We start from the raw sequence: 14,795 nt of genomic DNA on the forward strand, positions 1-14,795 counted from the left end.
ATGGACGTTAACGATGGCGCGGGCAGTCTGAATGCACGCGGTGCCGATGCGTTTTTCGCGAGCAAGCTCGCTCCCACAGTGTTGAGTGTTAGGCATTTTTCCCAAGGATTGACCATGTCCTTCCCCAACACCTGGTACTCCCAAACCTCGCTGCCGCGCGCAGCCAGGTCCGCATTGACCAGCGATGAAAGCTGCGACGTCTGCATCATCGGCGCTGGCATCGCCGGGCTCACCGCCGCCCTCGAACTGACCCGACGCGGCAAACGCGTAATCGTGCTCGAAGCGAATCAAGTCGCCTGGGGCGCATCCGGTCGCAATGGCGGCGTGGTCTCGCCGGGCTGGGCCGAAGGGTCTGGCGCGATCCGCAAAAAACTCGGGCTGGAAACGGCGAAGGCGCTGTTCCAGATGTCGGTCGAAGGTGTCGAGATCGTCCGCGGCAACATCGCCGAACTGGCCCTGACCGGTTGCGCGCCGTCCGCCGGCACCATTCGGGTCAAGCGTTACGACGACGGCGCGGGCGTCAAGAACCACATCGAAACCATGCGCCGCGACTTCGGCTACGCGCTCAATTTTCTCGACACCGCCCAAGTCCGCGAACGGGCTCACACACTGCGCTATTTCCAGGGTGTCGAAGATCCCAACGCCCTGCACTTCCACCCGCTCAACTATTGCCTGGGCCTGGCACTGGCCATTGAAGCGGCGGGAGGCAGACTATTCGAACAGTCGAAAATGCTCGCCTGGCAGCGCGAAGGCGCCGACAAAGTCGTCAAGACCGATCACGGCAGCGTGCGCTGCCAGGACCTGGTGTTCTGTGCCGGCGGCTACGGCGGCCCAGAATTGCAGAAACTCAGCCGCGCCTACCTGCCCATCGCCACCTACGTGGTGCTCACCGAACACCTGGGCGACTCGATCAAAAACGTCCTCGACTCCGGTGCCGCATTCTCCGACGACCGTCGCGCATCGGATTATTACCGCATTGTCGAAGGCGACCGCCTGCTCTGGGGCGGACGCATCACCACCCGCAACGAACAGAATGAAAAAGCCCTGGCGGCGATGCTCAAGGCCGACATGGTTTCGGTCTATCCACAACTGGCGCCAGTAAAAATCGACCTGGCCTGGTCGGGTCTGATGGGTTACTCCACCAACAAAATGCCCAACCTGGGACTGCTGGAACCGGGCGTCTGGGCGTGCACTTCGTTTGGCGGGCACGGCTTGAATACCGGCTCGATCGGCGGCCGGGTGATTGCCGAAGCGGTGTGCGGGGAAAGCAAGCGGTATGAAGTGTTCAAACCGTATCTGCTGGACTGGAATGGTGGACCGTTCGGAAAAGTGGCGGCCAATGCGATCTATCAGTCGCTGAAGGTCATGGACTTCGTGCAGGAACGATTTCGCGGCTGACATACTTAACCCTGTGGGAGCGAGCTTGCTCGCGATAGCGGCATGTCAATCGGCATAGAGGGTGAATGATAAATTGCTATCGCGAGCAGGCTCGCTCCCACAGGTTTTGTGGTCGACTTCTAAATCGCGGGCAAAAAAAACCGGCCTAAGCCGGTTTTCTCATTTCAACGCAATCAGAACGAAGCGTTCTGCAGACCGTCGAGGTAACGCTCGGTGTCCAGTGCCGCCATGCAGCCGGCGCCGGCCGAGGTGATCGCCTGGCGGTAAACGTGGTCAGCCACGTCGCCAGCCGCAAAGATACCTTCGACATTGGTCGCGGTCGCGTTGCCTTCACGGCCGCCGTGCACCACCAGGTAGCCGTCTTTCAACGTCAGCTGACCTTCGAACAACGACGTGTTCGGGGTGTGGCCGATGGCGATGAACACGCCGTCGACTTTCAGCTCGTCGAAGCTGCCGTCGTTGTTCTTCAGGCGAGCACCGGTCACGCCCATGTTGTCGCCCAGGACTTCGTCCAGGTTCGAGTTGAGCTTGAGGATGATCTTGCCTTCGGCCACCCGGGCATTCAGCTTGTCGATCAGGATCTTCTCGGCGCGGAAGGTTTCGCGACGGTGGATCAGGGTCACGGTGCTGGCGATGTTGGCCAGGTACAGCGCTTCTTCGACGGCGGTGTTACCGCCACCGACCACGGCCACTGGCTTGTTGCGATAGAAGAAACCGTCGCAGGTCGCGCAGGCCGAAACGCCTTTGCCCATGAACGCTTCTTCCGACGGCAGGCCCAGGTAACGGGCGCTGGCGCCGGTGGCGATGATCAGGGCGTCGCAGGTGTAGGTCGCGCTGTCGCCGGTCAGGGTGTAAGGCTTGGCAGCGAAGTCCACGGCGTTGATGTGATCGAAAACGATCTCGGTTTCAAAGCGCTCGGCGTGCTCTTTCATCCGCTCCATCAGCGCCGGGCCGGTCAGGCCGTGGACGTCGCCCGGCCAGTTGTCGACTTCGGTGGTGGTGGTCAGTTGGCCGCCGGCCTGCATGCCGGTAATCAGCAGCGGCTTGAGGTTGGCACGGGCGGCATAGACCGCAGCGCTGTAACCGGCAGGGCCGGAACCGAGGATAATCACTCGCGAATGACGGACTTCAGACATGACCTGCTCCTGTTGACCGGCCCGAAACACCTGGCGCGGAACGCCGGGTTGCCGGCGGGAATAAAAAAGGACCGTTGAAAGCACTTGGGGAAGGCTTGAACTCGACAGTCCTGTAAAAGAATGGGTGCAGCGTATCGAGGGGGCGAAGATTAAGGAAATACGCAATAACAATCCAGCTCATAGGTGGTCTCTATCCGCCAGCCGTCTATATATCGCCACCTTTGTTACAGCTGATGTCGATGCGCTGCCCGCCCTTTCGCCCTTGGGGCAAAGCCGGTAAGGTCGGCGCGTTTCCCCTTTGCTCGGAGCACGCTATGCCCGCCCCTGTTCTGTCCGGCCCGCAATACCTGCGCGAAGGCCTCAAGCTGGTCCTCAGCCCCAGCCTGCGTTTGTTCGTGCTGTTGCCGCTGGCGATCAACCTGGTGCTGTTCGTCGGATTGATCTATCTGGCCGGCCATCAATTCAGTCTTTGGGTGGAAACGCTGATGCCGTCCCTGCCCGACTGGCTGAGTTTCCTCAATTACATCCTCTGGCCGATTTTCGTGGTGCTGGTGGTGTTGATGGTCTTTTTCACGTTCACCATGCTCGCCAACATTATCGCCGCGCCGTTCAACGGCTTCCTCGCGGAGAAAGTCGAAGTGGTGGTGCGCGGCACCGACGACTTCCCGGCCTTCAGCTGGGGCGAGCTGATCGCGATGATCCCGCGCACGCTGGCGCGGGAAATGCGCAAACTCGGCTACTTCCTGCCACGGGCGATCGGGCTGTTCATCCTCTCGTTCATCCCCGTGGTCAATATCATCGCCGCGCCGCTGTGGCTGCTGTTCGGGGTGTGGATGATGGCGATCCAGTACATCGACTACCCGGCGGACAACCACAAACTGGGCTGGAACGAGATGCTCGCCTGGTTGCGCGAGAAGCGCTGGCAGAGCATGAGTTTTGGCGGCAGCGTTTATCTGGTGCTGCTGATTCCGGTGGTCAACATCCTGATGATGCCAGCCGCCGTGGCCGGGGCGACATTGTTCTGGGTTCGTGAGCGCGGAGCGGAGAATCTGGTGACGCAACGCTGACCCTGTCACAAATCCATCATCCCAGCGTCACAACGACGACATGGCCTCAGCCGACACTGGGGTCATGACGACAGCTCTGCATATCACCCTGATCACCGAAACCTACCCTCCCGAAATCAACGGCGTGGCCAATACCCTTGGCCGCTTGTGCGACGGTTTGCGCGCGCGCGGGCACCAAGTGGAACTGGTACGCCCTCGGCAAGGTTGCGATCAGCACAGCGGTAGCGACGATGAATTGTTGCTGTGCCGGGGCTGGCCGTTGCCGGGGTATCCGGGTTTGCAATGGGGTCAGTCGTCGATGCACAAGCTGCTGCGGCGCTGGAAGCGCCAGCGTCCGGACGTGCTGTATATCGCCACGGAAGGGCCGCTGGGGTTATCGGCATTGCGCGCGGCACGGCGGCTGGGTATTTCGGTGGTCAGCGGCTTCCACACCAATTTCCAGCAGTATTCGCAGCAGTACGGCCTCGGTTTGCTCACCCGCTTGCTGACTCATTACCTGCGCTGGTTTCACAATCGCTCGACGCTGACCCTGGTGCCCAGTACCAGCCAGCAACTGGAGTTGGAGCGCCGGCAATTCGAACGACTGGCATTATTGTCCCGCGGGGTCGACAGCCAGTTGTTTCACCCGAGCAAACGCCTGCCATCGCTGCGCGAGCAATGGGGCCTGGCCGAGAAGGACATTGCGGTCATTCACGTCGGACGACTGGCGCCGGAGAAAAACCTTGGATTGCTCAAGCGGTGTTTCGACACCCTGACAGCGACTTATCCACAGCGAAACCTGAAACTGATTGTGGTGGGCGACGGTCCGCAACGAGCGGCGCTGGAGAAGGAATTGCCCGAGGCGATTTTCTGCGGCGCGCAACGCGGTGAAGCGTTGGCCAGTCATTATGCGTCGGGGGATGTGTTTCTGTTTCCGAGCCTGACCGAAACCTTCGGCAATGTGGTGCTGGAGGCGCTCGCCTCGGGGCTGGGTGTGGTGGCTTACGATCAGGCTGCGGCGGCGCAGCATATTCGCCACGGCTACAACGGCGTGCTGGCGATGCCGGGGGATGAAGCGGCGTTCAGCGATGCCGCGACGTGGTTGCTCGAGGAGCGCGAGACGCTACGCTGCATCAGGCTGAATGCGCGTCAGCATGCGAGTCGCCAGGGTTGGGCGGCGATTATCGAGCAGTTCGAGGGGCAGTTGCGGGGGGCTTGTGTGGGGGAGCAGGTGGTGCCGAATGCGCCGACATTACCTTGAGTCTTTGTTGACCTTGACGCCGCCATCGCGGGCAAGCCCGCTCCCACAGGGTTCTGAGATGTTCACCTGTTATGTGTCCACCACAAAAACCTGTGGGAGCGGGCTTGCCCGCGATGGGGCCAATTCAGACGCCGATTAAACCAAAGTCATCAACGCCTCGCGGCTGAACGGCAGAATCTCTTCCTCACGACCCTCGCGCACTTTCTGCGCCCAGTCCGGGTCCACCAGCAGCGCACGCCCCACCGCCACCAGGTCAAACTCGTCATTGTTCAAACGCTCCAGCAGTTTTTCCAGGCTGGCTGGCTGGGCGATCTTGTCGGTGTTGACCATGAACTGCAGGAACTCACCATCCAGACCGACGCTGCCCACGGTGATGGTCGGCTTGCCGGTGAGTTTGCGGGTCCAGCCTGCCAGGTTCAATTCGGAACCGTCGAATTCAGGCTCCCAGAAACGGCGCGTCGAGCAGTGGAAAATGTCCACCCCGGCGTCGGACAACGGCTGGAGAAACTCACCCAACGCTTGCGGGGTTTGCACCAGGCGCGCGGTGTAATCCTGCTGCTTCCACTGGGAGAAACGGAAGATGATCGGGAAGTCTTCACCGACCGCGGCCCGCACCGCCTGAATCAGCTCGATGGCGAAGCGCGAACGGTTGGCCAGGCTGCCGCCGTATTCGTCGGTACGCTGGTTGCTGCCTTCCCAGAAGAACTGGTCCACGAGATAGCCGTGGGCGCCGTGGATTTCCACGCCGTCCATGCCGATGCTCTGGGCGTCTTTAGCGGCCTGGGCGAAGGCGCCGATGACGTCCTGGATATCTTGCTTGCTCATGCCGTGAACCACGACCTGGCCATCCTTGAGTTTTTCCGACGGGCCGTAACCCGGCACGCTCGCGTCCGGTTCGGTGCCGATGCGGCGCACGCTGCCGACATGCCACAGTTGCGGAACGATCTTGCCGCCTGCGCCATGCACGGCGTCGACAACTTTCTTCCAGCCGGCCAACGCGGCTTCGCCGTAGAAATGCGGCACATTCGGGTAGCCGTTGGAGGCGATATGACCCACGGTGGTGCCTTCGGTGATGATCAGGCCCACGCCGGCTGCGGCGCGACGACGGTAGTACTCGATCACTTTGGAATTGGGCACGCCACCGGGCGAAAACGAGCGGGTCATTGGCGCCATGACGACGCGGGTCGGCAGTTCAAGAGTGCCGAGGTGGAACGGTTTGAACAGGGCTTTGACTGGCATGGAGCGCTCCACGAAAACGGTATCGACGGGATGGAAGTTTTATGACGACGATAATATGCGCAGCGCCAAGCGATGCACAGCACTATTGATATGGGTGATTAAGGGTCAAAAGGCGGAGATACCTGTAGGAGCGAGCTTGCTCGCGATGGTCTTCAACGATAACGCTGCAAGCCTGACACCCCGCGGCGTTCTCAGGTTCATCGCGAGCAAGCTCGCTCCTACAGGAAGGGGATTCAGCTCAGCGCTTTCTCAATCGCCTGGATCACGGAAGGATCATCCGGCGCCGTACGCGGTGAGAATCGGGCCAGGACGCGACCGTCCTTGCCGAGCAGGAATTTTTCGAAATTCCAGGTAATGTCGCCCGGGAATTCGGCGCCCTCGCCGGCCAACAGGCGATACAACTGGTGACGTTCATGACCGTTGACTTCCAGCTTGCTGGACAACGGAAAGGTCACGCCATAGTTGAGGCTGCAGAACTCCTGAATCTCTTGCTCGCTGCCCGGCTCCTGCCCGGCAAACTGATTGCACGGCAAGCCCAGCACGCTGAACCCTTTACCTTTGTATTGCTGGTAGAGGTTTTCCAGCGCCGCGTACTGTGGGGTCAAGCCGCATTTGGAGGCGACATTGACCACCAGCACGACCTGCCCTTTGAAGGGCGCCAGAGGTAGCTCCTGACCGTTCAGGTCTGTCAATTTAAGGTCGTGAAAAGCACTCATGACGGACTCCAGATTCCCGTGTTCTTCTCGAAACAGCCTCTTGGCGACATCACCAAGGACTGCCGCGGACTAAAAAGGCGCCCCTCGGGCGCCTCTCCAGTTATCGAAAGCTTAGCGCAGAAAATCAGTGGTGATGGCCACCTTCGCCATGGACGTGACCATGAGCGATTTCTTCCTCGCTGGCGTCACGAATGTCGATGATCTTGACCTGGAAATTCAGGCGCTGACCAGCCAACGGGTGGTTGCCGTCGACGGTAACGTCGTCGCCGTCCAGATCGCGAATGGTGACGATCTGCATCTGGCCGTCCGGCGCGGAGGCGTGGAACTGCATGCCCACTTCCAGTTCGTCGACGCCTTCGAACATGCTGCGGCTCAGGGTGCTGACCAATTCTGCAGCGTATTCGCCGTAGGCATCTTCCGGTTCAACGGCAACGGTCAACTCATCGCCGACTGCTTTGCCGTCCAGTGCCTTTTCCAGGCCCGGGATGATGTTGCCTGCACCTTGCAGGTAGACCAGCGGCGCGCCGCCGGCGGAACTGTCGATGACCTCACCAGCGTCGTTGGTCAGGGTATAGTCGATGGAGACAGCCTTATTGGCGGCGATCAGCATGGGGCGAGACCTTTTGCAGAAGAATATAGAAAGGCCAAGTTTAGCGAAGCAATCGTCCGAAAGCGAACACAACCCGGACAGACGGAACGCAGCGCAAGGCTCGACGGTCACAGGTTTTCATCAGGACGAGGACGGCCATTGGGTGGCCGAGCTGTCCTGCGGCCATACGCAGCACCTTCGGCACCAGCCGCCGTGGCAATCGCGCGCCTGGGTCCTGGACCCGGCGCAACGTACTGAAAAAATAGGCCAGCCCTTTGATTGCGGTTGGTGCGCACAGGGCTCGGTTAGCGATAACCTTGGCGACTGAAATTTCGGTAGACGGCCAGTCATAGGCCTTCACCATTGCCATGCACCTCCAGAGAATCCGCATGCAAACTTTTTTTATCGCGCCCACCGATTTTGGTGTGGGTCTGACCTCGATCAGCCTCGGGCTGGTGCGCACCCTCGAGCGTGCTGGCCTGAAAGTCGGTTTTTTCAAGCCCATCGCCCAGCCCCATCCGGGTGATACCGGGCCTGAACGCTCCACCGAACTGGTGGCGCGCACCCATGGCTTGAAACCGCCGCAACCGCTTGGCCTGGCGCACGTCGAGCGCATGCTGGGCGATGGCCAGCTGGATGAGTTGCTCGAAGAAATCATCACCCTTTACCAACAAGCGGCGATTGGTAAAGACGTGCTGATCGTCGAAGGCATGGTGCCGACCCGCAGCGCCAGTTACGCCGCGCGGGTCAATCTGCATTTGGCCAAAAGCCTCGACGCCGACGTGATCCTGGTGTCTGCACCGGAAAACGAAGTGCTCACCGAACTCTCCGGCCGCGTGGAATTGCAGGCGCAATTGTTCGGCGGTCCCAGAGACCCGAAAGTCCTCGGCGTGATCCTCAACAAGGTCAAGACCGACGAAAGCATGGATGTGTTCGCCTCGCGCCTGAAGGAGCATTCGCCGTTGCTGCGCAGCGGTGATTTCCGCTTGCTCGGTTGCATCCCGTTCCAGCCGGAACTGAATGCGCCCCGTACCCGCGACGTGGCCGATCTGATGGGGGCGCAAATCCTCAATGCCGGCGATTACGAAACCCGGCGCATGACCAAAATCATCATCTGCGCCCGCACCATGCGCAACACCGTGGAGCTGCTCAAGCCCGGTGTGCTGGTGGTGACGCCCGGCGATCGCGACGACATCATCCTCGCCGTCAGCCTCGCCGCCATGAATGGCGTGCCGCTTGCCGGCCTGTTGCTGACCAGCGACACCCTCCCCGACCCGCGCATCATGGACCTGTGCCGTGGCGCCTTGCAGGCGGGGTTGCCGGTGTTGTCGGTCAGCACCGGTTCGTACGACACCGCCAACCAGTTGAACGGTCTGAACAAGGAAATTCCGATCGACGACCGCGAGCGTGCGGAGATCATCACGGATTTCGTCGCCAGCCATCTCGATGCCAACTGGCTGCACCAGCGCTGCGGTACGCCACGAGAAATGCGCCTGTCGCCGGCGGTGTTCCGCTATCAATTGATCCAGCGCGCCCAGGCCGCCAACAAGCGCATCGTGCTACCGGAAGGCAGCGAGCCGCTGACCGTGCAAGCGGCGGCGATCTGTCAGGCGCGCGGCATTGCCCGTTGCGTGTTGCTGGCGAAACCGGAAGATGTCGAAGCCGTCGCTCGTGCGCACGATATCGAGCTGCCGCCTGGCCTGGAGATTCTCGATCCGGACCTGATCCGCGAACGCTATGTCGAGCCGATGGTTGCGTTGCGCAAAAGCAAAAGCCTCAACGCACCGATGGCCGAACAGCAGCTCGAAGATACGGTGGTGATCGGCACCATGATGCTGGCGCTGGATGAAGTCGATGGCCTCGTCTCCGGGGTCATCCACTCCACCGCCAACACCATCCGCCCCGCGTTGCAGCTGATTAAAACCGCGCCGGGCTGCACCCTGGTGTCATCGGTGTTCTTCATGTTGTTTCCCGAAGAGGTGCTGGTCTACGGCGACTGCGTGATGAATCCGCACCCGAGCGCCACTGAACTGGCTGAGATCGCCTTGCAAAGTGCGGACTCGGCAGCGGCCTTCGGCATTACCCCGCGCGTGGCGATGATCAGTTACTCCAGCGGTGAATCGGCCAGCGGTGAGGAAGTCGAAAAGGTCCGTGAAGCGACGTTGCTCGCCCATGAACAACAAAACTCGCTGTTGATCGACGGCCCGTTGCAGTACGACGCCGCCGCCAACGAAACCGTGGCCCGGCAACTGGCACCGAACAGCCAGGTGGCCGGTCGCGCCACGGTGTTCGTGTTCCCCGACCTCAACACTGGCAACACCACGCACAAAGCCGTGCAGCGCAGTGCCGATTGCGTCAGCCTTGGGCCGATGCTGCAAGGCCTGCGCAAACCGGTGAACGACCTGCCGCGCGGCGCGCAAGTCGATGACATCGTCTACACCATCGCGTTGACCGCGATTCAAGCTGCCAACCGACCTTTGGATGTTTAAATGCTGGATTTCCTGCCTGCCGCCCTCCGCGGCGTAATTGCATCGTTGTTGCTGGCACTGAACACGATTCTGCTCTGCTCGTTTCTGTTCTGCGTGGCGATTTTCAAGGTATTGCCGTTCGCCCTCGCCCAGCGCTTCACACGCTGGCTGATGAGCCACACCCATGAGGCCTGGATCAGCAACAACAAGGCCTGGATGGACCTGGTCCGGCGCACCCGCTGGCACCTCAGCGGCCTCGAAGGGCTGGACTATCAACACTCGTACCTGATTACCAGCAACCACCAGAGCTGGGTCGACATCATGGTGTTGCAGTACGTGCTCAATCGGCGCATCCAGCCGCTGAAATTCTTTCTCAAGCAAGAGCTGATCTGGGTCCCGGTGATTGGTCTGGCGTGGTGGACGCTGGGCTTTCCGTTCATGAAGCGCTATTCCAAGGCCTACCTGGAAAAGCACCCGGAGAAGAAAGGCAAAGACCTGGAAACCACCCGCAAGACGTGCGCGAAGTTTCGCAATACCTCGGTCGGGATTTTCAATTTCGTCGAAGGCACACGCTTTACCGAAGGCAAACATGCGCAGCAGAAATCACCGTTCAAATACCTGCTCAAACCCAAGGCCGGCGGGATCGCGTTTGTGCTGGATGCGATGGGCGAGCAGCTTGAATCGATCGTCAACGTGACGATTCACTATCCGGGCGGGCGCCCGGGGTATTGGGATCTGTTGTGCGGGAACGTTGCGGACGTGGTGGTGCATTTTCAGGAATTGAAGATTCCGCCGCAGTTTATCGGCAAGAATTACGACCAGGATGGCGAGTATCGCTTGCAGTTTCAGGGCTGGATCAATCAGTTGTGGGAAGACAAGGATGCGCTGCTGGAGCAGATGCATCGGGAGTATCCAGGGAACTAAAATCAAAAGATCGCAGCCTTCGGCAGCTCCTACAGGTGTACGCGTCCGTGTAGGAGCTGCCGAAGGCTGCGATCTTGACGATCCAGCGGCCACAAAAAAACCCGCCGATGATCACTCATCGGCGGGTTTTTTATTAACGGCTAGCGCTTAGATCGCGCCACGCTTGCGCAGCAGGTCCAGCACTTGCTTGACGCTTTCTTCCAGCGACAGCGACTGGGTGTCGACCACGAGGTCGGCGTCCAGCGGCACGTCGTACGGGAAGGAATCGCCCGGGATGTTGTCCCCGGCCGCCGCGTACAGACCTTGCGGATCACGTTCGGCGCAGACCGTCGGCGAGGCCTGGACGTAGACCGTCAGCAGACGCTCCTTGCCGATCAGCTCCCTGGCCTGCTCACGCCCTTCAGCACTCGGGGCAACAAACGCAGCCAAGGTCACCAGGCCGGCTTCGTTGAACTGACGCGCCACGTGCGCGGCACGACGCCAGTTCTCGGTACGCCCGGCGCGATCCTGCGGCAAACCTTTGTTCAGGTCGTGACGCAGGTTCTGGCCATCGAGCACAAACACTGCACGGCCCATGTCGAACAGCTTGCGCTCTACCGCGTAAGCCAGCGTGCTTTTACCCGCGCCCGACAAACCGCTGAACAACACGGTGGCCGGCTGCTGACCGAAACGCTGAGCGCGTTCTTCGGTAGCCACGTGGGCCAGTTTGCCGTGGTGTGTGCTGCTGCCATGCGCCAGCGGCTGAGCGATGATCATGCCGGCCGCGACGGTGCCATTGGTCAAACGATCGATGACGATGAACGAACCGGTGGTGCGGTTGCTCGCGTAACCGTCCAGTGCGATGGCGGCGTCGAGGCTGACCTTGACCCGGCCGATCTCGTTCAACTGCAAAGCACTGGCCGGACCTTCTTCCAGGGTGTTCACGTCAACGCGGTTGACGATGCTGGTAATCGAACCCGGCACATAAGACGTGGCGCGCTTGATGTCGTATTTCTTGCCCGGCAGCATCGGCTCTTCGGCCATCCACACCAGCATGGCGTCGAAGGCGTCGGTGACTTGCGGCAGGTTGTCGGCGTGCACCAGCAGGTCGCCACGAGAGATGTCGATCTCGTCTTCCATGGTCAGCGTCACCGCTTGACCCGGGCCGGCATGCTCCAGCTCACCTTCGAAGGTGACGATGGATTTCACGCGGCTGCTCTTGCCCGACGGCAGCACCACGACTTCGTCGCCCTTGTGCACGACGCCGCTGGCAAGGGTGCCGGCGAAACCACGGAAGTTCAGGTTCGGACGGTTGACGTACTGCACCGGGAAACGCAGATCGGTGTAGTTGCGATCACTGGCGATTTCGACGGTTTCGAGAATTTCCATCAGCGACTGGCCGGTGTACCACGGCGAGCGCTCCGACTTGTTCACCACGTTGTCGCCCTTGAGGGCAGACATCGGCACAAAGGCCATGGTGGTCGGCTTGAACGCGATGCCTTCGGCGAACTTCAGGTAATCGGCCTTGATCGACTCGAACACGCTTTCGTCGAAGCCGTTGAGGTCCATCTTGTTGATGGCGACCACGATGTGCTTGATACCGAGCAACGAGGCGATGAAGCTGTGGCGACGGGTCTGGGTCTGCACGCCGTAACGGGCGTCGACCAGGATGATCGCCAGGTCACAGGTGGACGCACCGGTGGCCATGTTGCGGGTGTACTGCTCATGGCCGGGGGTGTCGGCGATGATGAATTTGCGCTTGGCGGTGGAGAAATAGCGGTACGCGACATCAATGGTGATGCCCTGTTCGCGCTCGGCCTGCAGGCCGTCGACCAGCAAAGCCAGATCGATGTCTTCGCCGGTGGTGCCGACTTTTTTCGAGTCGCGGGTGATGGCTTCCAAGTGATCTTCGTAGATCATCTTGGAGTCGTGCAGCAGGCGCCCGATCAGGGTGCTCTTGCCGTCGTCGACGTTGCCACAGGTCAGGAAGCGCAGCATTTCCTTGCGTTCGTGCTGGCCCAGGTAGGCGAGGATGTCCTCGCTGATCAAATCAGATACGTGCGACATGACAACCCCTTAGAAATAACCCTGACGTTTCTTTTCTTCCATCGAGCCTGCGCCATCGTGGTCGATGACCCGGCCCTGGCGTTCGGAAGTTCGCGTCAGGAGCATTTCCTGAATGATGTCGGTCAGGCTGGTGGCCTCGGACTCGACCGCACCGGTCAACGGGTAGTCACCCAGTGTGCGGAAACGGACTTTTTTCTTGACGATGCGCGCCTTGTCTTCGTCGCTCAGGTGATTGAGCAGGCGCTCGTCGTCGATCATGATCCAGGTGCCATTCATCTCGATGACGTCGCGCTCGGCGGCGAAATACAGCGGCACAATCGGGATGCCTTCGAGGTAGATGTACTGCCAGATGTCCAGTTCGGTCCAGTTCGACAACGGGAAAACGCGGATCGATTCGCCCTTGTTGACGTTGCCGTTGTAGACGTTCCACAACTCCGGGCGCTGGTTTTTCGGGTCCCAGCGGTGCTTGGTGTCGCGGAAGGAATACACGCGCTCTTTGGCACGGGACTTCTCTTCGTCGCGACGGGCGCCACCGAAAGCGGCGTCGAAACCGTATTTGTCGAGGGCCTGCTTGAGGCCTTCGGTTTTCATGATGTCAGTGTGTTTCGCACTGCCGTGGGTCAGCGGGTTGATGCCCTGCGCGACGCCATCGGGGTTCACGTGCACGATCAGGTCGAGGCCGAGTTCTTCAACCATGCGGTCGCGGAACGCGTACATTTCCTTGAACTTCCACCGGGTGTCGACGTGCATCACCGGGAACGGCAACTTGCCCGGGAAGAATGCCTTGCGCGCAAGGTGCAGCATCACGGCGGAGTCTTTACCGACGGAGTACAGCATCACCGGGTTATCGAACTCGGCGGCGACCTCGCGGATGATGTGGATGCTTTCGGCCTCCAGCTGTTTCAGATGCGTCAGTTTGTCGACCATGGCTACTCACGAAAACGATCTTATGGACGGCCAGCGGGCCGTGTTCGAGCGAGGAATGCTAGCACAGCGACCTCTTCTAATCAGGACGCCGGCTAGATCGAAAGGGTATATGAATATACCTGCCTGTTCGGGCGCCGCAGCCCCTTGTGGGAGCGGGCTTGCCCGCGATGGACGTCAACGATGACGCGGGGAAACTGGCACCCCGTGGCGGTCTCGGGATTTTCGCGAGCGAGCTCGCTCCTACAGTGATCAGGGTGTTTTCAGATCGGATTCGGGCAATCGATGAAGATGTGCTCCAGCGCAAATCGCCGCGCCAGGTAATCGCCCAGCGCTTGCACGCCGTAACGCTCGGTGGCGTGGTGGCCGGCGGCGATGAAGCTGATGTCGTTTTCCCGGGCGCTGTGGAAGGTTTGCTCGGAGGCTTCACCGCTGAGGTACAAATCCACCCCGGCCAATACCGCCTGATCGATGTAACCCTGGCCGCCGCCGGTGCACCAGCCGACGCGGCGAATCATCTCGCTGCCTTCGATCAGCAGCGGTTCACGCCCCATGACCTCCTGCACACGGCGAGCGAAATCACGCGGCGTCACCGGTTCGTTCAACGAGCCGACCAGGCCGACCACTTTCAGGTTGTCCGGATCCAGCGGGCCTTCGACGGTGATGTCCAGCTGACGCGCCAGTTGCACGTTGTTGCCGACGTCCGGGTGCAGGTCCAGCGGCAAGTGATACGACAGCAAACTGATGTCGTGCTTGAGCAGGGTTTTCAGCCGACGCTGCTTCATGCCGGTAATGCACGGGTTCTCGCCCTTCCAGAAATACCCGTGATGCACCAGCACCAGATCGGCCTGAGCTTCGACGGCAGCGTCGAGCAATGCCTGGCTGGCGGTGACGCCACTGACGATGCGCATCACCTGCGGCCGGCCTTCGACCTGCAAGCCGTTAGGGCAATAATCGGCAATCTTGGCACTGTTCAGGTAACGGTCGGCTTCTTCGACCAGGGTGCTCAGGGCGACGGCCATAAAAGACTCCTAAATATCCCGTTCAG

At 60.5% G+C, this 14,795-nt stretch carries 13 protein-coding genes; 6 read left to right on the plus strand and 7 right to left on the minus strand.

Translation table 11 applies throughout. The features are described from left to right. Window positions 1-114: 114 nt before the first annotated feature. Entirely contained in the window at window positions 115-1,398 is a 1,284-nt protein-coding gene (locus F8N62_RS06620; RefSeq protein WP_150710194.1) for an NAD(P)/FAD-dependent oxidoreductase, read from the plus strand. A 173-nt stretch (window positions 1,399-1,571) separates the two neighbouring features. Here F8N62_RS06620 and trxB read toward each other — a convergent pair whose 3' ends face one another. Then, window positions 1,572-2,534, minus strand: a complete 963-nt coding sequence (gene trxB / locus F8N62_RS06625; protein WP_084318134.1) for a thioredoxin-disulfide reductase — start codon at window positions 2,532-2,534, stop codon at window positions 1,572-1,574. A 314-nt stretch (window positions 2,535-2,848) separates the two neighbouring features. Here trxB and cysZ point away from each other — a divergent pair, with 314 nt between their 5' ends. Together cysZ and F8N62_RS06640 are read left to right on the plus strand one after the other, a co-directional pair. Further along, window positions 2,849-3,601 (plus strand): sulfate transporter CysZ, encoded by a 753-nt coding sequence (gene cysZ, locus F8N62_RS06635; protein ID WP_150710195.1) that lies wholly within the window; start codon window positions 2,849-2,851, stop codon window positions 3,599-3,601. 40 nt (window positions 3,602-3,641) lie between these two features. After that, window positions 3,642-4,841 carry a glycosyltransferase family 4 protein gene (locus F8N62_RS06640; RefSeq protein ID WP_150710196.1) on the plus strand — a complete coding sequence of 400 codons (1,200 nt, stop codon included), beginning with the start codon at window positions 3,642-3,644 and terminating at the stop codon, window positions 4,839-4,841. 135 nt (window positions 4,842-4,976) lie between these two features. On the opposite strand, the gene F8N62_RS06645 is transcribed toward F8N62_RS06640, so the two are convergent. The 3 genes from F8N62_RS06645 to F8N62_RS06660 all read right to left on the minus strand — a co-directional run bounded on the left by F8N62_RS06645 (window position 4,977) and on the right by F8N62_RS06660 (window position 7,406). Beyond that, window positions 4,977-6,080: an NADH:flavin oxidoreductase gene (locus F8N62_RS06645; protein ID WP_150710197.1), complete on the minus strand. Its 1,104-nt coding sequence runs from the start codon at window positions 6,078-6,080 to the stop codon at window positions 4,977-4,979. Window positions 6,081-6,313: 233 nt separating this feature from the next. Further along, window positions 6,314-6,796: a glutathione peroxidase gene (locus tag F8N62_RS06655; RefSeq protein WP_150710198.1), complete on the minus strand. Its 483-nt coding sequence runs from the start codon at window positions 6,794-6,796 to the stop codon at window positions 6,314-6,316. A 124-nt stretch (window positions 6,797-6,920) separates the two neighbouring features. Then, window positions 6,921-7,406 carry an FKBP-type peptidyl-prolyl cis-trans isomerase gene (locus F8N62_RS06660; protein WP_150710199.1) on the minus strand — a complete coding sequence of 162 codons (486 nt, stop codon included), beginning with the start codon at window positions 7,404-7,406 and terminating at the stop codon, window positions 6,921-6,923. Here F8N62_RS06660 and F8N62_RS06665 point away from each other — a divergent pair. The 3 genes from F8N62_RS06665 (at window position 7,375) to F8N62_RS06675 (ending at window position 10,777) form a co-directional block, all read left to right on the plus strand. Next, a complete protein-coding gene (locus F8N62_RS06665) occupies window positions 7,375-7,713 on the plus strand; it encodes a DUF3565 domain-containing protein (RefSeq protein ID WP_150710200.1) in 339 nt (112 codons plus the stop codon). The genes F8N62_RS06660 and F8N62_RS06665 overlap by 32 nt on opposite strands. A gap of 61 nt (window positions 7,714-7,774) precedes the next feature. Beyond that, complete coding sequence (pta, locus tag F8N62_RS06670) at window positions 7,775-9,874, plus strand: phosphate acetyltransferase (RefSeq protein WP_150710201.1); 2,100 nt, start codon at window positions 7,775-7,777, stop codon at window positions 9,872-9,874. After that, window positions 9,875-10,777, plus strand: a complete 903-nt coding sequence (locus tag F8N62_RS06675) for an acyltransferase (RefSeq protein ID WP_150710202.1) — start codon at window positions 9,875-9,877, stop codon at window positions 10,775-10,777. It abuts the gene before it with no gap. A gap of 147 nt (window positions 10,778-10,924) precedes the next feature. Here F8N62_RS06675 and cysN read toward each other — a convergent pair whose 3' ends face one another. The 3 genes from cysN to F8N62_RS06695 form a co-directional block, all read right to left on the minus strand. Then, window positions 10,925-12,823 (minus strand): sulfate adenylyltransferase subunit CysN, encoded by a 1,899-nt coding sequence (gene cysN, locus F8N62_RS06680; protein WP_150710203.1) that lies wholly within the window; start codon window positions 12,821-12,823, stop codon window positions 10,925-10,927. Window positions 12,824-12,832: 9 nt separating this feature from the next. Then, window positions 12,833-13,750, minus strand: coding sequence for a sulfate adenylyltransferase subunit CysD (gene cysD, locus F8N62_RS06685; RefSeq protein ID WP_090175435.1), 918 nt, complete (start codon window positions 13,748-13,750; stop codon window positions 12,833-12,835). A gap of 260 nt (window positions 13,751-14,010) precedes the next feature. After that, window positions 14,011-14,769, minus strand: coding sequence for a Nif3-like dinuclear metal center hexameric protein (locus tag F8N62_RS06695; RefSeq protein WP_150710204.1), 759 nt, complete (start codon window positions 14,767-14,769; stop codon window positions 14,011-14,013). Window positions 14,770-14,795: the final 26 nt, after the last annotated feature.

The sequence above is a fragment of the Pseudomonas fluorescens genome, from assembly GCF_902497785.1.
GTDB classification, from domain to species: domain Bacteria; phylum Pseudomonadota; class Gammaproteobacteria; order Pseudomonadales; family Pseudomonadaceae; genus Aquipseudomonas; species Aquipseudomonas fluorescens_BO.